The organism is Cellulomonas sp. Leaf395, from assembly GCF_001424125.1.
GTDB lineage: Bacteria > Actinomycetota > Actinomycetes > Actinomycetales > Cellulomonadaceae > Cellulomonas.
Genome location: NZ_LMQI01000003.1, coordinates 558,210 through 576,552 on the forward strand (window position 1 = coordinate 558,210; position 18,343 = coordinate 576,552).

Below are 18,343 nucleotides of genomic sequence, written 5' to 3' on the forward strand. Positions count from 1 at the left end.
CCACCGGGCCCCTCTGCACACGCGTCACGCCGAGGCGCGGATCACCAGCTCGGGTGCGAAGATCATCGGCGGCGACGGCGGTGCGCCGTTCAGCTGGTCCAGGAGGCGGGCACCGGCGGCTCGGGCCATCGCGACGACCGGCTGGATCACGCTGGTCAGCGGGGGAGTGGTCGACGCCGCGACACCGAGGTTGTCGTACCCGACCACGGCGATGTCGTTCGGGACGTCCTTGCCGTGCTCGGCCAGCACGCTGAGCGCGCCGGCCGCCATCAGGTCGGAGGCGATGAAGATCGCGTCGACGTCGGGGAACCGCGAGAGCAGCTCGCGTGCGGCGATGGTGCCGGACGCCATCGTGAAGTCCCCGCGCACCACCGCGTCCTCCGACATCCCGGCAGCGCGGACCGCGTTGCGCCAGCCGGTGAGCCGGTCGATGCCGGCAGACATGTCCGCCGGACCGGCGATCGTCGCGATGCGGCGGCAGCCCCGGTCGATGAGGTGCTGGGTGGCCAGCCGGCCACCCTCGACGTTGTCGGTGTCGACGTACTGGACGTCCCGCTCGTCCGCGGACAGCGGACGGCCGACGAAGACGTTCGGCACGTGGGAGAGCTGCAACGCCCGGTCGAGCTCGTCGTTCGCGTGGTGCGAGACGACGATCGCGCCGTCGACGTGACCGTTGCGCAGGTAGCGGACAGTGCGCTCGCTCTCGCCCGGACGGGCGATGACGAGCACGACCTGCATGTCGGAGTCCGCGAGCGAGGAGCTCAGGCCGTTCAGGGTGCCGGCGAAGAACGGGTCGGACAGGACGCGCTCGTCGGGCTCGGGCACCACGAGAGCGATCGAGTCCGTGCGCTTGGTGACCAGAGAGCGTGCGGCGCGGTTCGGGGTGTACCCGAGGTCGGTCACCGCGGCCTCGACCGAGGCCAGGGCCTCGGGAGACACGCGCAGACCGCCGTTGATGGCGCGGGAGGCCGTCGAGCGCGAGACACCGGCGCGCTCGGCGACCTGCTCGAGCGTCGGCGCGGCAGGCCGCGCGGTGTCCACGTGGACCGGGATGTTGTCGACCACCGTTGGTCTTCCCTCCTGTGGCTGCCGAGGCAGCGATGACGAGCTGGTGATGGGCGAGGCGGGGTGCTGGGGTAGCACCCCGCCCATCCCATCGACCGGGCCTTTGTCACGGTCAGGACGACCATGAACGCCCGAGGCGTGCCACGAGACAGTGTGCGCGGATCAGCCCTTGACGGCACCCTGCATGATGCCGGCGACCAGCTGACGGCCGGCGATGAAGAACAGGATGATGAGCGGGATCGTCGAGACGGTGACGCCCGCCATGATCAGCGACATGTCCTTGAAGTACGACGCCTGGAGCAGCTGGATGGCCACCGGGAGCGTCGGGTTCTGCGATCCGAGGACGATGAACGGCCAGAAGAAGTTCGTCCAGGACGCGACGAACGTGAACAGGCCGAGCATGACCGCCGCCGGGCGCGCCGCCGGGAGGGCGATGTGCCAGAAGGTCCGGATCATCGACGCACCGTCGACGCGGGCGGCCTCGACGAGCTCGTACGGCAGCGCCGACTCGAGGTACTGCGTCATCCAGAAGACACCGAACGCCGTGACCAGACCGGGGACGATGACGGCGATGAGCTTGCCGGTCCACCCGAGCTGGGACATGAGGATGAACAGCGGGACGATGCCGAGCTGCGTCGGGACCGCCGTGGTGGCGATGACGAACACGAGCAGGGCGTTGCGGCCCTTGAACCGCAGCTTCGCGAACGAGAAGCCGGCCAGCGTGGAGAACAGCACCACGGAGAGCGCGGTGATCGTCGAGACGATGACCGAGTTGCTGAGCGCCTTCCAGAACTGGATGTCCGAGTTCAGGACCCTGCTCACGTTCTCGAAGAAGTGACCCTGGGGGATCAACGACGGAATCGGGTTCCGCGAGATCTCCGGAGCAGTCGACGTCGCGAGCAGGAAGGCGTAGTACAGCGGCAGCACCGACGCGATCACAGCGATGGTCAGCAGCGTGTACGTGACCCATCCGGGCCGACGGTCGGAGCCGGCGGCCGTGGAGCGGCGGCGCGCAGCCGCGCGGGCGGCGCCGCGGCCGGCGGTCTGCCGGATGACCGGCAGCGAGGGGGCGCTCATCGGGAAACCTTCTTCCGCTTCGTCGTCGCGTTGTCCGACGCGATCCGGCGCGTGATCGAGAAGTTGATCAGGCCGATCGTGATGATGATGAGGAACAGGATCCAGGCGACGGCGGACGCGCGGCCGAAGCTCTTCTGGTTGCCCCAGCCGAGCTCATAGATGTACATCGTGGCCGTCATCCACTGGCGGCTCGGGCCGCCCTGACCGGTCTGGTCGAACATGCGCGGCTCGTCGAAGATCTGCAGGCCGCCGATGGTCGACGTGATGACCACGAAGATCAGGGTGGGGCGCAGCATCGGGATCGTGACGGAGAAGAACTGCCGTGCCCGCGACGCGCCGTCGAGCACGGCGGCCTCGTAGAGGTCGCGCGGGATGGCCTGCATCGCCGCGAGGAGGATCAGCGTGTTGTACCCGGTCCACCGGAAGTCGACCATGGTCGAGATCGCGACGTGGCTGGCGAGGACCTGCGAGTGCCAGCCGATCGGGTCGATCCCGATGTTGCCGAGCACCGTGTTGATGAGGCCGGACTTGTCGGCGAAGAGCTTGCCGAAGATGAGGCTGACGGCGACCGGGGCGACGACGTAGGGAAGCAGGACGCCCATGCGCCAGAAGGTTCGCGCTCGCAGATTCGCATCGAGGACGGCCGCGAGCACGATCGCGATCACCAGCTGCGGCACGGTCGAGATGAAAAAGATGCTGAAGGTGTTGCGCAGGGACTTCCAGAAGTTGGGCTCCTGGACGACGAACACGTAGTTCTCCAGGCCGACGAAGGCACCCTTGCCGCCGATCAGGTTCCAGTCGTGCACGGACACGTAGGCCGTGTACACCAGCGGGAACAGGCCCGTGAGCGCGAAGAGGAGGAAGAACGGCGAGATGTAGAGGTAGGGCGAGACCTTGACGTCCCAGCGACCGAGGGTCTGGCTGAAGCCGACCCGGCGCGGTACGCGCTCGGGGTCGTGCTGCGGACCGCTGTCCAGCTGGGGCGAGGAGGTGGAGGTGGCCATCAGGTGTCCTTCGTGGCGGTGGTGAGGAGCCTGCGCTGCGGGCCGGGCCGATGGATGACCACCGGCCCGGCCCCTGACTAGCGTCAGCCGAGAGCGCTGACCGCGCTCACGAAGGAGTCCCACTGAGCAGCGGCGTCACCACCGTTGACGTCGACCTCCGTCAGAGCCGTCTGCATCGCGTCGTTCACTGCGAAGTAGTTCGGGCCCTTGAAGGGGGCGACGATGCCCTTGGCACGGTTGGCGAGGATCTCGCCGGCCGGGGCGTTGTTGAAGAACTCGTTCGTCGAGCCGAGCAGCTCCTCCGAGGCGAGCGCCTCGACCTGGCTCGGGAACGTGCCCTTGCTCTTGTACGCCGAGATCTGCTGCTCCGGAGCGGTCAGCCAGGCAGCGAGCTTCTTGGCCTCGTCCGGGTGCGCGCTCTGCGCGGGGACCGTGAGGAACGAGCCGCCCCAGTTGCCGGCGCCGCCGGGGAAGACGTCGGCGATGTCCCAGCCGGTCACGCCGGCCGAGTTGCCCTCGATGACACCGAGCATCCAGCCCGGGGCCAGCATGGTCGCGAAGCCGTCCGTCTGGAACGCGGCCGTCCAGTCGTCGCTCCACTGGCCGAGGTGAGCCGACAGGTTGTCGGTCACGGAGGCCGTGGTGACGGCGTCGTAGATGGCCTTCACCTCGGGGTTGTCGGCGGCGATGACCGTGCCGTCCTCCTCCTCGTAGGCGTTCTCGACCTGGTTGATCATGCCCTGGTAGGTGGCACCGGCAGAGTCGAAGAAGGGCTTGCCCGTCTTCTCGGTGTACTGCTTGCCGAAGGCGAAGTAGTCCTCCCACGTGGCGTCGGCGCCACCGAGTGCCTCGGCGACCTCTTCACGCGTGGAGGGCAGGCCGGCCGCGGCGAGCAGGTCGCCGCGGAACGCGATGGCCTCCGGACCGATGTCGGTGCCGTAGCCGAGCAGGACGCCGTCGGGCGTCGTGGCCTGCGCGACCTTCCAGTCGAGCCAGCGGCCGTCGAGCGCGGGGTCGGTCAGGTCGACGAACTTGTCCGGGTACTGCATGAGCTCGGGGAGCCAGTCGATCTCGATCATCTCGATGTCCGCGGCGCCGGCACCCGACGCGAGGTGCGTGTTCAGGCTTTCACGGGCATCGCCCGACTCGGCGGCCTTGACGTTCTCGATCGTGATGCCCGGGTTCTCGGCCTCGTACGCCTGGAACATCTCGTCCGTGTAGCCGGGCTCGTTGAACGTCGCGAGCGTCAGGGTGATGTTCTCCGAGCCGCCCTCGGAACCCTCGTCGCTGGGCGTGTCCGAGTCGCCGGAGCAGGCCGTGGCGAGCAGGGCGATGCCCGTGACCCCCGCCGCGGCTGCCCACATCTTGCTGGTGGTCTTGCGCACTGTGACTCCCTTGTCAGTCGGACGGCGTCCTCGCCGTACCCCTAGGGCACCCGTCGTCCGCCCGCCAGAAGGGGGCGTGCGAATCCTCGGGTTGGGCCGTGTGGACCCGGCGTGGTCACGTTCCCACCCGCAGTGTTGCGGGAGCGTTCCCACGCGCTGCGGAGTACTGTCGTCCGCGCCCCCGCGGGTGTCAAGGACGTCGGGTGGAGTAATTGCTGTGGTAGCGATCCCACACCGGTGTTTGTGCAGGTCAGAGCGATACGGACGTCGGTCCGTGTTACCGAATCGTTACGGCTGCGGCGCCTGTCCGTGACCATCGGCGTGGCTGTCGATCCAACGGCGCGCGACGCCCTGCTCCACCTCCAGCGCAGACCGGATCGCGCCGGCGGTCGCCTGCTCGATCGCGGACGCGAAGAGGGGCACGGTTGCTCGCAGGTCGCCGTCGTACGTGACCGTCGTGGTGCCTGCGCCGGTGGGCGTCAGGGCCGTGCGTCCGCTGAGCCGCACAGGGGCACCGGCGATCTCGACGACGACGGTCCCGACGCGCGACCCGTCGGGCGCGGGCGCCTCCCATGCCTCGACCTGCCGCACGTCGATCCGGCTCCCGACGAAGCCCTGCAGGTGTGCCGGGATCTGGTCTGTGGGCAGTGCGCGGCGGGTCGTCACGGTGAATGCGTCGTCCGGGTCCCCCGTCACGTCCACGTGCTGCTCGAGTGCGCCGCTGGCGCGGACCTTCTGGTGCACGTACTCCGGGTCCGCCAGGAGCTGCGCCGCGGCGCGTGCGTCCGTCGGTAGGTCGAGCGTCACGCTCAGTCGCACGGTGGGTCCTTCGATGATCGGGTTCGGTGGGTCCGAGGCTATCCGCCCACGTCCTGGCCGTCCTGCTCATGACCGCTCCGCAGCCACCTACCCTGGTGCCCGTGTCCACGCTGAGCACCCTCGCCGCTCGATATGCCGCGCTCGATGCTCACGATCTCGAGTGGCTGCACCTGCTGGTCGGAGACTGGCAGGTGCTGTCCGACCTCGCGTTCGCCGACCTGGTGCTATGGCTGCCGACGACGGACGGCGACTTCGTCGCGATCGCCCAGGCGCGCCCCTCCACCGGCGCAACCGTCCACTACGACGACGTGGTCGGGTCGAGCGCACCGGAGGGCCAGCGCCCGCAGCTGCAGCGGTCGCTGGACGAGCGCGCGGCGCAGCGCTCGCGCGAGCCGCGCTGGTTCGGGTCGTACGCGGTGCGCGAGGAGGCCGTCCCGGTCGTCCGCCGCGGCAAGGCGATCGCGGTGCTCGCGCGTCAGACCAACCTCGGTGGCGCCCGGACGCCGAGCCGGCTCGAGCTCAACTACGTCGAGGCGGCCGACGACGTCTTCGCCATGGTCGGCCGCGGTGAGTTCCCGGCGCCCGACGCCCCGACCGGCCCACGTCGAGGAGCCCCGCGTGTCGGCGACGGGCTGGTGCGACTCAACTCCGAGGGCGAGGTGCTCTACGCGAGCCCCAACGCCCTGTCGTGCTTCCACCGGCTCGGAGTGGTGGGCGACCTCGTCGGGCGTTCGCTGGTCGAGGTGACGGCCGAGCTGATCGAGCAGCACGACACCGTCGACGAGTCGATGCCGCTGGTGCTCATGGGTCGCGCTCCGTGGCGGGTCGACGTCGAGGCCCGCGGGGTCGCGCTGTCGCTCCGGGCCGTGCCGCTGACCGAGCACGGCCAGCGGGTCGGTGCGGTGCTGCTGTGCCGCGACGTCTCAGAGCTGCGGCGCCGGGAGCGCGAGCTCATCACCAAGGACGCCACGATCCGCGAGATCCACCACCGCGTGAAGAACAACCTCCAGACGGTCGCGGCCCTGCTGCGGCTCCAGTCCCGGCGCGTGGCCTCGCCGGAGGCCAAGGAGGCGCTCGGCGAGGCGATGCGCCGGGTGGCCACGATCGCGCTCGTGCACGAGACGTTGTCGCAGACCCTCGACGAGAGCGTGCCCTTCGACGACCTGGTCGGTCGCAGCCTGCGGCTCGCTGCCGACGTGGCGACAGAGGGTGCGCACGTGCGCACGCTGGTGCGGGGGTCGTTCGGGTCCATCCCCGCGGAGGATGCCACGGCCCTCGCGCTCATCCTGACCGAGCTGGTGACGAACGCCGTCGAGCACGGGTTCGAGGGGCGGGAGTCGGGGACGGTCGAGGTCATCGTCGAGCGGCAGGACGACGCTCTGCGGGTCGAGGTGGCCGACGACGGCTCAGGGCTGCCGACCGAGCGCGGCGCCGGTACCGGGCTGGGCACGCAGATCGTCTCGACCCTGGTGACGAACGAGATGCGCGGCACCATCGAGTGGGCGAGCCGGGAGGGTGGCGGGACGTCCGTGATCATCGAGGCCCGGCTGCGGGGACCGCGGGACGCCGCAGCACTCATCTGACGAGAGCGCTGGTGAGCGCCTCTGACGAACGCATCGACGATCGCTCTGACGAACGCATCGACGATCGCTCTGACGATCACGTCGACTATCGCTCCGGGTGAGCGCCGTGTGATGCCGGCGGTGGGCGTCGACGAGCGAGCGCCGTGCGTCCCGGTGCCGGACACGACCCGGCCCCACCGCGCGGTGCGCAGCGGGGCCGGGTTCGACGTCGGACGAGGTAGCCGCAGGTCAGCCGGCGCGGCGCTGGCGCGCAGTCCGACGCTTGAGCGCGCGGCGCTCGTCCTCGGAGAGCCCGCCCCAGACGCCGGCGTCCTGACCGGTCTCGATCGCCCACTTCAGGCACGTGTCGACGACGGGGCAGCGGCGGCAGACAGCCTTCGCCTCGTCGATCTGGAGCAGCGCGGGGCCGGTGTTCCCGATGGGGAAGAACAGCTCCGGGTCCTCGTCGAGACACGCTGCGCGGTGGCGCCAATCCATGAGTTCTCTCCTAGGCACACGTCGAGGGGCGCCCGGGGGTCAGGGCGCGCGAGTCTGGACGCGATATCGGGGGTGGGGGGCGTGCTGCATCAAGGCTCGCACCGGTCCGGGATCTCCACAAGGGTTACGAGGAGGTTTCATATCGATAACGACTGAGGTCTTCGTCACACCTGTGTGCCTGCTGTGTCTCGACGCGTCCCGCATGTTAATGCAGGTGAGGGTAAGAGTCGGACAAACGTCCAGAACTTGACACGCGTTGCGACGCGGTGATCGGCGTCACGAGGTGGCGTGAGTCACCTCGGAACCGTGGTATCGGAGAAGGGGCCTCGCTGCAGGTCAGCGGGGATGGCGACGGCTCGCGCCGCGCGTGCTTAGGCTCTTTCCCGTGACAGACCGCCGTCCTGCCGTGCTGCTCGTCGTCTGCCTGCTCGTGACGCTCGAGGCCGCCGCCTTCCTCGGCCTGGCGGTCGCGTGGGCCGCCGACGTCGTGCGAGGGGCCGCGACGATGCCGGCCGCGAGCCTCTTCCTCGCCGCCTTCGGCGCCGGTGTGGCGCTGCTGCTGCTCCTCGCCGCACGCGGGCTGTGGCGCGGGCGCCGGTGGGCGCGCTCGCCGGTGATCATGTGGCAGATCCTGCTCGTGGTCCTCGCGCTCGGCTGGCTCGGTGCCGAGCCGACAGCGTGGGCCGTCGTGGTCCTCGTCGTCGCGGTGCTGACGGGCGTCGGGCTCCTGCTGCCGTCGGCCGTGGCGGCGACCGCGCGTCATCCGGACCCACCGGCATAGACCTGCACGACGACGGTGTCCCGCCCTGCCACGAGGACCCCGCGTCCCGGGGGCCGGCGGGACGGGTCGACACACCACGCCGCGCGCGGTCCCACCAGCTCCGCGGACGCGTGGTCGTGCGCGTCCAGCACGAGCATGCGGCGGCGGCGGACGAGCGTGGCGACCGGTCCTCGGAACGCCTGGGCCGCCGACGACGACGTCACGCTGGCGACGAGGCTGAGTGTCAAGGGGAGCAGCTCGTCGAGGCCGGGGTGGGCCCGTTGGAGATCGTCCAGGTCGTCGACGAGCAGCACCGTCTCGCCTCGTCCGGCACGGCACGCTTCCGCGACGTCCGCCGGTCCCACGTCCTGAACCCCGGTCAGTGCGGGCACCGGGAGCCCGGTGGTGTCGACCAGCCGGACCACGCGCACGCCCGCCCGGACGAGCGTGCAGGCCACGACGTCCAGCACGGTGCTGCGGCCCGCGCCCGGAGGTCCGGCGACCAGCAGCCCGTGGGACACGTCCACCCCCACGATGTCGGCGTCGTCGCCGCCCAGCCCGAGCGGAACCTCGAGGCGGCCCGGCCCGGCGGCGAGACCCGGAGGTAGCTCCGCGCGGTCGGGGAGGGGTCGTACGAGCACCGCGCCACTGGGCGGAGCACCCACGACGGCGCCCGCGTCGGGTGGCCCGGGCAGGACCACCTGGCACAGGTCCGCACCGGTCGCGTGCAGGTGCACGGCCCTGCCCGGCGTGGTGCGGCTACCGGCCAGGGCGGGTGGCACCCCGGCCAGAGTGTCGAGCGCCGAGTCGGCGAGCGGGAGCACCAGGCGGTGGGCGAACGCACCCGCGTGCTGCATCGCGGCCGCGCCGGCGTCCGCCCCGGCCGCGAGCGCCGTGCCGCTCGTGCTTCCCCGCCAGAGGGCCGTCAGCCGGTCGACACCCGCGCCGCGTGCGAGCCGGCCCAGCGAGTCGAGCAGCAGGTCCAGGCGGTCGACCACGAGAAGGACGCCCGGCTGAGCCGGGCGACCCCCGGCGGCGAGGAGCTCGAGGAGGCGGGCGACCGCGCGTGCGTCGTCGGTCGCCAGCTCGCTCGCTACCCGGCCGGGTCGGTCGCCCGCCGTCAGCCGGGCGACCGCGGCGGGCGGCAGCCCGACGGCGTGCACGGACCACCCGTGATCGAGGGCCTCCAGCGCTGCGGTGACGAGCGTCGTCGTGCGGCCCGAGCGCGGCCCGCCCAGGACCAGGAGCGGCCCCTCGGCCGGGTCCCACCGCACCGCACCCCGGCGCTGCTCCTCGGGCAGGTCCGAGACAGCGAGGGCCAGACCGGGCCCGTCGGGAACGTCCACCGCCCTGACCACCCCCGGCAGACCCGGCAGCCATGGGCAGCCGTCGCTCGTGGGTCGGCGGCCCGCCGCATGTGCGACAGCGAGCAGCCACGCCTCTCGCGCGTCGTCGGCCTGCGGAGCGGCCGACGCCGGAGGTGACCAGGCGGCGCCGACGTCCGACCACGCACGGGCGAGCCGCACGACCGGCGCTGCGGCGGCCGCGACAGCGCGCGCGACCTGGACCGGCTCGAGAGGCCGCGTCCCGCGTCGCACCCACGCGCGGCCGGGCGTCGCCGGGTCCAGACGGGCGGCGTCCGGCGCGTCCAGCACGTCGGTCGAGTCGGCCTGGTCGGTCACCCGCAGGGCGATCCGCAGCGCGACGTTCGCACGCAGGTCGGCCCCGACCGCGCCCGCCGGCCGCTGGGTGGCCAGGACGAGGTGCACGCCGAGCGCGCGTCCCTGGGCGGCGATCCGGGTGAGCGCCGCCGACGCGTCGGGGACGTCCTCGGTCAGCGCTCGCAGCTCGTCGACGACGACGAGCAGGCGTGGCGGCGTCGTGCTGTCTGCGGGGTCGAGCTCGAGCAGGTCGCGGGCGCCGGCGTCGGCGAGCACCGCCTCGCGCCGGCGCAGCTCCGCACGCAACGACGCGAGGACGCGTCGGGCGTGCGCGGCATCGAGGTCGGTGACGTGCTCCAGCACGTGCGGGAGCCCGGCCACGGGGCCGAGCCCCGTCCCGCCCTTGAAGTCCACCAGCAGGATGGCCAGGCGGTCCGGGGGGTGCGTCAGCGCGAGCGCGAGCACGAGGGTGGTGAGCAGCTCCGACTTTCCGGCGCCGGTGGTCCCCGCCACCAGGGCGTGCGGCCCGTCGGCGACGAGGTCGACCGAGACGGTCCGGCCCCCGGCCCCGACCCCGAGCGCGACGACGAGGCCGGTGCGGGGCGTCGCCCAGGCCGTGGCCACCCGGTCCGGGGCGGGGATGCCGTCGAGCGAGGCCAGCGACGCCCTGAGAGGCAGCGCTGCGTCCCCGGCGGCTCCGGACACGGCCATGGCTCGTGCTGCTGCCGCCGCGCGGACCTGCTCCAGGGCACGCTCCGTGCCGACGGCCTGCCGGGGGACGTCGCGCACCCTTCCGTCCGCCCCGTGCAGCCGCACGGACCGGGGTCTCACCTCGAGCCTCGCCCGGCACCACGCGGGGACCGCCGCGGGGGAGTCCGCGAGAAGGAGCAGGCGCTGCGACGCGGGGGTCGACGACCGCCACCGGGCGAGCGCTGCCGGGTCGGGCGGGTCGTCCGCGACGACGAGAGCCTCGCCCGGACCGAGGGGCAGGGGTGCGTCGGGCTCGGTCGCCCACACGCACCACGACCAGTCGTCCGGCCGGCGGGTGCGCACAGCAAGCGCGGCGGTCAGATGGGTGCCGAGGGTGCCGAGGACAGCGGCCCGCGCGACCGGCAGGGCCAGGACACGCGGACCGACGACCGCCAGGCAGCCCCCGGGATCCCAGGGCTGGTCGAGCACGACAGGCTCGATCGTGGTGACGGCGGCGCGGGCGGTCGCGGCGACCAGGGCGGCGAGGTCGCGCACGGACGAGTCGTCGCGAAGGCGGAGGCGCCGCCGCCGCCGTGCGACTCCGGCGGTGCCGAGGGCGACGAGCGGGACGGCGAGGCCCGCGAGGAGCAGGAGGGGCTGACGAAGCGCCACCGCGAGGGCCACCGATCCGAGGAGCGGGGCCAGCCACGTCGCAGGACGGGACGCGAGGCCGGGATCAGAGGGCTGCACCTCTTGTGCGGCGTCGTCGGCGGCGCCACGCAGCGCGAGCGTCGTGGTGCCGAGGCGGAGCGGGCGGTGGGGTCGCCAGCGCCGCCAGCGCACGCCGTGGCCGACGCGCACGCGCACACGGTCGCCGTCGCGCGTGATCTGGACGCGCGGCAGGCCGGTGTCGCGGACGGCGAGCGCAAGGCCGCGCGGGTGCCCACGCGCTGGTGGGCCGACCGTCAGGTGTCCGTCGCTGGGCACCGCGGCGAGCCCGCCACTGTCCGGACCGGCGACGACGGCGACGTGCCAGTCGGCTCGGACGGCGAGGTCCGCGTCCGGGCGGCTCCCAGGCCTGGCGCGCAGGACACAACCGTCGACGAGGGGTGGCTGGCCGACGACGTGGTGCTCGTCGAGCACCGCGTCGCCGACGGCCGCGCGGACACCGGCGCTCGCCCATCCCGCATACCCGCTCACGCGGGCGAGTCCGGGGCGCAGGACGGACAGCGCGACACCGACGTCAGCCTCGACGTCGGTCGGGACGAGTCCGTCGCCGCGGGACGGGTCGGGGTGGACCAGGGTGAAGCGCACGGGCCGAGCCTGTCGCGACCGAGACGACGGACCGGCTCGCCCCCGGTGTTCGGGGACGAGCCGGTCCGCCCACAGGTCCGCCGGTCGGCTCGGCGGGTCCACGGGGTGCCCGTCAGTCGACGGCGAGCGCGGCGACGGGTGAGGTGCGGGCGGCGGCCCGACCCGGTAGCACCGAGGCGAGCAGGCCGGCGGCCAGCGCGACGACGAGCAGGAGTGCGAGGTCCGTCCACGGGATGACGAGGATGACGTCGCCGATCTCTCCGAAGGTGATCACCGCTCCCGCCCAGCCGTACACGAGCCCGAGCCCGGCGCCGAGGACGGCACCGACCCCGGCGATGAGCATCCCCTCGACCGCGAGCATGACGCGCAGCTGGCGGCGGGAGAGCCCGATCGCCCGCAGGGTCGCGGACTCCCGACGCCGTTCGAGGACCGAGAGCGACAGCGTGTTGGCGACCCCGATCAGCGCGATCACCACGGCGACCCCCAGCAGGCCGACGACGATCGCGAGGAGCGTGTTGATCACCCGCTCGTTGCTGGCGCGCGCCGCCCCGGCGCTGCTCACCTCCGCCGGGGTGTCGGGCAGCGCTGCCTGGACGTCCTGGAGCACGAGCGCCGCGTCGGCACCCGGGTCCAGACGGACCCAGAGCATCGAGACGGGGGCCTGCGGTGCGAGCCGCTCGAAGGTGGCAGGGGTGACGAGGCCGTAGGTCCCGCCGAGGTCGCTGGGCACCGCCTGGAGCGTGACCGGCGAACCCCCGGCCGCCGTCTCGGAGTCGTCCCACGGGGTGGCGTAGGCGGTCATCTGGGTCGCCCCGTCGGTCGCCTCCGTGGACGTGAGCTTCGGGAGCAGCAGGGTGGCGTCGCTCAGCCCGTCCGCCGTGCGCGGGTCGCGCAGCACCTCGGTCGTGGAGCCCTCTGCGGGCGTGACGACCGTGATCCAGGTGTCGCCGACCATCACCGGAGCGGCCCGCATCTCGAGCACCGTGCCGACACCGGTGACCGCGGCGACTGCCTCGGACACGTCGGCCGGCAGGCTCGCGCCGTCGCCCATGACCGAGCCGTCCACCATGAGGTCCACCGGATAGTGCTCGTCCAGCTCCTGCGCCAAGGACACGCGGGCGCTCGCGGCTCCGGTGCTCATCATGGCCACCAGCGTCGCGCCGATGAGCAGAGCCGCACTCGTCGCGGCCGTCCGGCGGGGGTTGCGCACGGTGTTCGCCGCGGCGAGCCGCGCGCTGGTCCCGGTGCGTGCCAGCGCGCGTCCCACGAGGGACACGACCTTCGGCAACCAGAACACCGCACCGAGCAGCACGCCGACGAACGACAACCCACCCGCGAGCGCCCCGACACCCAGCAGCAGCCTGGGGTCGGCGCGCCCGCTGCTGGACAGCCCGGTGGCGAGCAGCATGACCCCGACCCCGCCGAGGGTGAGCAGGAGGGACACTCCGAGCCGGACGCGTCCGCCGCGCGCGCCGACCGCCGGGGCGTCGGCCGGGCGCAGCGCCGCGATGGGCGACACCCGCGTGGCCTCGCGTGCGGGCACCAGGGAGGCGAGAACGGTGACGACGGTGCCGACCAGGAGCGGGAGCAGCACGACGGGCAGGGTCACCTGGATCGTGGACGGCAGGGGCACGCCGAGGTCCAGGCGACCCAGGACCAGGAGTGCCGACTGCCCGAGCACGAGGCCGAGGACCAGCCCGGCGACGGAGGCGACGGCCCCGAGGATCGCCGCCTCCAGCAGGACAGAGCGACGCAGCTGTCCCTTGCCCGCGCCGACGCAGCGCAGGAGTGCGAGGGTGCGGGTGCGCTGCGCGACGAGCACCTGGAACGTGTTGGCGATCACGAGGGCGGCGACCAGCAGCGCCACGGCGGCAAACCCGAGGACGAGCGTGATCAGCACGTTCCCACCGTTCGAGAACTCCGAGACCGACTGCGCCGCGGCCTCGTCGCGGGTGAGCACCTCGGCGCCGGGGACGAGCGGGTCGAGGGCGTCCTGGAGGACCTCCACGCTGACGCCGGGCTCTGTGGCCACGAGCGTTACCGAGGCGAGGTCGGCGAACGACTGCGCGCCGCTCCAGCGCAGGGCGTCGTCAGCGGTCACCAGCCCTGCACCACCGCTCTGCGACCAGGCGGACGCCGGGTCGGACGCGATGCCGGTCACCACGACCTCGTCGTCGACCGTCCGCCAGACCTCCTCGGTCGTGTCGGTGGACGCCGTGGGTTCGGCAGTCGCGGTGTCGTCGGGCTCGGACGTGCTCCAGCGGACCTGTACGTGGTCGCCGACCTCGACCCCGAGGGCTGCCGCCGTCGTGGCCGGCAGGGCGATCTCGCCGCTCGCCGCGGGCGCCGTGCCGTCCTCGACCACCAGCGAGCTCAGGCGTGGGTCGTCGATCGTCGGCAGCATGAGCTGCCAACGGCTCGTGCCGCCCTTGCGGATCTCGACACCGGTGGGGGCCAGGAGCTCGGCGGCCTGCACGTCCGGACGGGCGCGCACCGCGTCCAGCTGGGACTCGGAGACGTCTCCGAACAGGACGACGTCGGCGTCGGCGTAGGTCGCGGTGACCGCGTCGTAGCCGGTGCGGGTCATGACGTTCCCGGCGATCAAGGTGGTGGCGACGAACGCCGTGCCGATCGCGATGGCGACCGCGGCGGCGGTCAGCCGGCCGAGACTGCGGCGCATCTGCGCCCAGGTGAGCCGCAGCATCAGAGGGCCGCCTGGTCGAGCGCGCGCAGGGCCTCGAGGCCGGTGAGGACGGACTCGGGCGTCGGGTCGGCGATGTCGCCCGCGATCCGCCCGTCGGCCAGCAGGACCACGCGGTCGGCGTACGCGGCGGCCGTCGCGTCGTGCGTGACCATGATGATCGTGCGACCGAGCTCACGCACCGACCGACGCAGAAAGCTCAGCACCTCGGCGCCGGAACGGGAGTCCAGGTTGCCGGTGGGTTCGTCGGCGAAGACGACCTCGGGCTTGGCGACGAGCGCGCGCGCGATCGCCACCCGCTGCTGCTGTCCACCGGAGAGCTCCGACGGCCGGTGCGTGAGCCGCTGACCGAGCCCCAGGGTCGAGACGAGGGTGTCGAACCACTCACGGTCGACGGTCGTGCCGGCCAGCTCGAGCGGCAGCAGGATGTTCTGCTCGGCGGTGAGCATCGGCAGCAGGTTGAAGCTCTGGAAGACGAACCCGACACGGTCGCGGCGCAGCCGGGTGAGCGCGCCGTCGTCGAGTGCGGTGATCTCCGTGGCGCCGAGCCGAGCCGTTCCCGACGTGGCTCCGTCCAGGCCCGCGAGGACGTGCATCAGCGTCGACTTGCCGGAGCCGGACGGCCCCATGATCGCCGTGAACGCCCCGGCCGCGAAGTCGACGTCGACCCCGTCGAGCGCACGGACCTCGGCAGCGCCCTCGCCGTAGATCTTGGTGAGCGACCGCGCGCTCACGGCGACCGGTGACCCGCCCGGCACGCGCGGCTGGTCCTCGTCGATCGGGCGGTAGACGGTGGTGTCCACGAGTGGGCTCCTTCGGGTGCGGTGATGACGTCCTCGACGCTACGGACGCACGCCGCAACCCCACATCAGGCCCCGGGCTGGTCACCCGTCATCCCGTGGTCCTACTACGAGCCCGGTCGCACCAGGCCGGTCTCGTACGCGAGGACGACGGCCTGCACGCGGTCGCGGACGCGGAGCTTGGCCAGGATGCGGCCGACGTGGGTCTTCACGGTCGCCTCGGCGACGAACAGGTCGGCACCGATCTCCGTGTTCGACCGGCCGCGCGCCATCAGGACGAGCACCTCGCGCTCGCGGTCGGTCAGGTCCGCGACGGCCAGGCGTGCGGGGTCGGTCGGGCCGCCCGGCTCGTCGGGGGGGAGCGCGGTGACGAGGTGCTCCAGGAGCCGCTTGGTGCTCGAGGGCGCGATAACCGCGTCGCCGCGGTGGACGGTGCGGATGGCGGCGAGCATCTCCTCGGGCGGGGCGTCCTTGAGCAGGAAGCCGCTCGCGCCCGCCCGGATGGCGGAGAGCACGTACTCGTCGAGGTCGAACGTGGTCAGGACGATCACGCGGGGCGCGGGGGCGTGGTCCGTGGCCCGCGCGGTGATCTGCGCGGTCGCGGTGAGCCCGTCCATGGTGGGCATGCGGACGTCCATGAGCACGACGTCGACCGGTCCTGTGGCCGTGCGCGCCGCGGGATCGAGGGCGCGTACCGCCTGCGCGCCGTCGCCAGCCTCGAGCACGACCTCGAGGTCGGCCTGCGAGTCGATGACCATCCGGAACCCCGCCCGGACGAGCTGTTGGTCGTCGACGAGCGCGACGTGGATCGTGTCGTCGCTCATCGGGTGCGCTCGTCCTGGGTGCTCGGCACGGGTGTGGTCCTCTCGTCGGAGACTGCATCGGGGTCGGTGCTCGTGGGTGCGTTGTCGGTGGGGGTGGGCAGCTGGGCGCGGACCCGGAAGCCGCCACCGGGGCGGGGGCCGGCGCTGACCGTTCCCCCGAACATGGTGGCCCGTTCGCGCATGCCGAGCAGGCCCTGCCCGAGTCCGTCGGAGTCCGCCGACGCGCCCCGGCCGTCGTCGCTGACCTCGAGCACGATGGCGTCGGGGAGCCATTGGACGAGGACGGTGACCTTGGGATCCGGGCCGGCGTGCTTGAGCACGTTGGTCAGCGACTCCTGCGCGATCCGGTAGACGGTGAGACCCGCGCCGGGTGGCAGGTTGCGGGGCTCGCCCATGCGGACGAGCGAGGCGCGCAGCCCGCTGGCCCGGACCTGCTCGACCAGCGCGCCGACGTCGGACTCGGCCGGCTGCGGGGCGAAGCCCTGGCCCGTGCCGTGGCTCAGTCCGCCGGGGCCTGGGAGCGCCGCGACGGCCCCGGTCGAGGCAGGCGGCTCGGAGCTCCCCCTCAGCACTCCCAGCAGACGCCGCATGTCGGTGAGCGCCGCTCGCCCCGTCTCGGCGATGGTGCCGAGCGCGCGGGTCGCTGCCGCGGGGTCGGCGTCCGCCGCGTACCGGCCGCCGTCGGCCTGGGCGATCATCACGGTGAGCGAGTGGGCGACGATGTCGTGAAGCTCCCGGGCGATGCGGGTGCGCTCGGCCGCCGTCGCGATCTGGGACTGCTGGTCACGCTCGACCTCGAGCCGCTCCGCGCGGTCGACCAGCGCCGCGATGGTCTCCCGGCGCGAGCGTCGGGCCAGTCCGAACGCCCAGACGGTCAGCGCGATGGCCCCGGTGAAGATCGCGGTCGACGCCGCTCCCGGCCCGCCGAACCACCCGTTCATCGCCACGCCGAGCAGGACCGAGCCGACGAGCGTGGCGACGATCGCCACGCGGTGCGCCCACCGAGGGCCGTGCACGGTGACGGAGTACAACGAGATCAGGACGGCGAGGTCGGTGGGGACGACCAGAGGGGCGAAGAAGGCCAGCTGGAGCAGCGCGGCCGAGTAGACGGCGACCGCGGAGGCGGTCGGTCGCACCCGGCGCCACGCCAGGGGAGCGACCACCGCCACGGAGATCAGCGGAGTGGCGAGCGTGCGGGTCGCGTCGGCGGTCGCGGTCATGATGTCGGTCGACATCGTGACCATGAGCAGCAGCAGGAACCCGGTGCCGGTCGCGTCGACCGCGAACCGGTGCGCCTCCTCCCAGCGCAGCAGGCGTTCCCATCTCGTCACCCCCCGAGGGTAGGCGCGGGGCACCCCGCCGTCGTGCCCCCGCAGGACGACCCGGCTCCTGCGGCCGTCCGCCCGGGGACGCAGGTGGTTCACGTGCACCTGTGGGCGCGCCCCACTGGCGGTCAAGACCGTGCCATGACCTAGCATGGGCGAATGACCCAGGTGCTGCTGGCCGAGGACGATCCCGCGATTGCCGAACCTTTGGCCCGCGCCCTCGGGCGTGAAGGTTACGACGTGCGCGTGCAAGGAACTGGTCAAGGTGCGATCGACGGCGCTGCGGCGGCTGACCTGGTCGTCCTCGACCTGGGTCTTCCGGACATGGACGGCCTCGACGTCGCGCGCGCCATCCGTAACCTCGGCCTGACCACCCCGCTGCTGGTGCTCACCGCGCGCGCCGACGAGGTGGATCTCGTGGTCGGACTCGACGCCGGTGCCGACGACTACGTGACCAAGCCCTTCCGGCTGGCCGAGCTGCTCGCGCGCGTCCGGGCGCTGCTGCGTCGCAGCGTGGGCGACCCAGGCGACGAGGACGAGCTGCACGCCCAGAACGTCCGCGTCGACGTCGCCGCCCATCGCGCGTTCCAGGGCGAGCGTGAGCTGCATCTCACGGCCAAGGAGTTCGACCTGCTGCGCGTGCTCGTCGGGGCGGCCGGCACCGTCGTCGCACGGGAGATGCTCATGCGGGAGGTCTGGGGCTCCGACCCGACCGGCTCGACCAAGACTCTCGACATGCACGTCTCCTGGCTGCGCCGCAAGCTCGGCGACGATGCCAACGCGCCGCGCTACGTCACCACCGTGCGCGGGATGGGCTTCCGGTTCGAGACCGGTGGCGCGAGCACCGAGCGGGTCTGA

The 18,343-nt window shown here is 72.7% G+C and carries 14 protein-coding genes; 3 read left to right on the forward strand and 11 right to left on the reverse strand.

Annotation, left to right across the window (positions count from 1 at the left end; all coding sequences use genetic code 11):
* Positions 1–24: 24 nt before the first annotated feature.
* From ASG23_RS10460 to ASG23_RS10480, 5 genes are all read right to left on the reverse strand, one after another.
* Entirely contained in the window at positions 25–1,065 is a 1,041-nt protein-coding gene (locus ASG23_RS10460; protein WP_056024042.1) for a LacI family DNA-binding transcriptional regulator, read from the reverse strand.
* Positions 1,066–1,227: 162 nt separating this feature from the next.
* Positions 1,228–2,142 carry a carbohydrate ABC transporter permease gene (locus ASG23_RS10465; RefSeq protein ID WP_056024045.1) on the reverse strand — a complete coding sequence of 305 codons (915 nt, stop codon included), beginning with the start codon at positions 2,140–2,142 and terminating at the stop codon, positions 1,228–1,230.
* On the reverse strand, positions 2,139–3,146 hold the full coding sequence (locus ASG23_RS10470; protein WP_056024048.1) for a carbohydrate ABC transporter permease: 1,008 nt from the start codon (positions 3,144–3,146) through the stop codon (positions 2,139–2,141). The genes ASG23_RS10465 and ASG23_RS10470 overlap by 4 nt, the downstream gene beginning before the upstream one ends.
* Before the next feature lie 83 nt (positions 3,147–3,229).
* On the reverse strand, positions 3,230–4,531 hold the full coding sequence (locus ASG23_RS10475) for an ABC transporter substrate-binding protein (protein WP_235521008.1): 1,302 nt from the start codon (positions 4,529–4,531) through the stop codon (positions 3,230–3,232).
* Between the two features lie 288 nt (positions 4,532–4,819).
* Positions 4,820–5,350, reverse strand: a complete 531-nt coding sequence (locus ASG23_RS10480) for a DUF2505 domain-containing protein (RefSeq protein WP_056024051.1) — start codon at positions 5,348–5,350, stop codon at positions 4,820–4,822.
* Between the two features lie 101 nt (positions 5,351–5,451).
* Here ASG23_RS10480 and ASG23_RS10485 point away from each other — a divergent pair, with 101 nt between their 5' ends.
* Positions 5,452–6,933 (forward strand): sensor histidine kinase, encoded by a 1,482-nt coding sequence (locus ASG23_RS10485; RefSeq protein ID WP_056024611.1) that lies wholly within the window; start codon positions 5,452–5,454, stop codon positions 6,931–6,933.
* Between the two features lie 228 nt (positions 6,934–7,161).
* Here the strand turns inward: ASG23_RS10485 and ASG23_RS10490 are convergent, their stop codons facing one another.
* On the reverse strand, positions 7,162–7,410 hold the full coding sequence (locus ASG23_RS10490; protein WP_055912771.1) for a WhiB family transcriptional regulator: 249 nt from the start codon (positions 7,408–7,410) through the stop codon (positions 7,162–7,164).
* 385 nt (positions 7,411–7,795) lie between these two features.
* Between ASG23_RS10490 and ASG23_RS10495 the strand changes: the two genes are divergently transcribed.
* Positions 7,796–8,191, forward strand: a complete 396-nt coding sequence (locus ASG23_RS10495) for a hypothetical protein (RefSeq protein WP_056024054.1) — start codon at positions 7,796–7,798, stop codon at positions 8,189–8,191.
* On the opposite strand, the gene ASG23_RS10500 is transcribed toward ASG23_RS10495, so the two are convergent.
* From ASG23_RS10500 to ASG23_RS10520, 5 genes are all read right to left on the reverse strand, one after another.
* Complete coding sequence (locus tag ASG23_RS10500) at positions 8,170–11,835, reverse strand: FtsK/SpoIIIE domain-containing protein (RefSeq protein ID WP_056024057.1); 3,666 nt, start codon at positions 11,833–11,835, stop codon at positions 8,170–8,172. The genes ASG23_RS10495 and ASG23_RS10500 overlap by 22 nt on opposite strands.
* 112 nt (positions 11,836–11,947) lie before the next feature.
* Positions 11,948–14,539 (reverse strand): ABC transporter permease, encoded by a 2,592-nt coding sequence (locus tag ASG23_RS10505; protein ID WP_056024061.1) that lies wholly within the window; start codon positions 14,537–14,539, stop codon positions 11,948–11,950.
* Positions 14,539–15,339: an ABC transporter ATP-binding protein gene (locus ASG23_RS10510; protein WP_082516059.1), complete on the reverse strand. Its 801-nt coding sequence runs from the start codon at positions 15,337–15,339 to the stop codon at positions 14,539–14,541. Before ASG23_RS10510 ends, ASG23_RS10505 begins: the two co-directional genes overlap by 1 nt.
* A 104-nt stretch (positions 15,340–15,443) precedes the next feature.
* The gene (locus ASG23_RS10515) at positions 15,444–16,160 is read right to left on the reverse strand and encodes a response regulator (RefSeq protein ID WP_056024064.1); all 717 of its coding nucleotides are present in this window, start codon (positions 16,158–16,160) and stop codon (positions 15,444–15,446) included.
* Positions 16,157–17,491 (reverse strand): sensor histidine kinase, encoded by a 1,335-nt coding sequence (locus ASG23_RS10520; RefSeq protein ID WP_056024067.1) that lies wholly within the window; start codon positions 17,489–17,491, stop codon positions 16,157–16,159. The genes ASG23_RS10515 and ASG23_RS10520 overlap by 4 nt, the downstream gene beginning before the upstream one ends.
* 153 nt (positions 17,492–17,644) lie before the next feature.
* Between ASG23_RS10520 and ASG23_RS10525 the strand changes: the two genes are divergently transcribed.
* A complete protein-coding gene (locus tag ASG23_RS10525; protein ID WP_056024070.1) occupies positions 17,645–18,343 on the forward strand; it encodes a response regulator transcription factor in 699 nt (232 codons plus the stop codon).

Coding starts and splice junctions, on each gene's coding strand:
- ASG23_RS10465 (WP_056024045.1), bottom strand. CDS start 2,142: ATGAGCGCCCCCTCGCTGCCGGTCATCCGGCAGACCGCCGGCCGCGGC.
- ASG23_RS10470 (WP_056024048.1), bottom strand. CDS start 3,146: ATGGCCACCTCCACCTCCTCGCCCCAGCTGGACAGCGGTCCGCAGCAC.
- ASG23_RS10490 (WP_055912771.1), bottom strand. CDS start 7,410: ATGGATTGGCGCCACCGCGCAGCGTGTCTCGACGAGGACCCGGAGCTG.
- ASG23_RS10505 (WP_056024061.1), bottom strand. CDS start 14,539: ATGCTGCGGCTCACCTGGGCGCAGATGCGCCGCAGTCTCGGCCGGCTG.
- ASG23_RS10515 (WP_056024064.1), bottom strand. CDS start 16,160: ATGAGCGACGACACGATCCACGTCGCGCTCGTCGACGACCAACAGCTC.
- ASG23_RS10525 (WP_056024070.1), top strand. CDS start 17,645: ATGACCCAGGTGCTGCTGGCCGAGGACGATCCCGCGATTGCCGAACCT.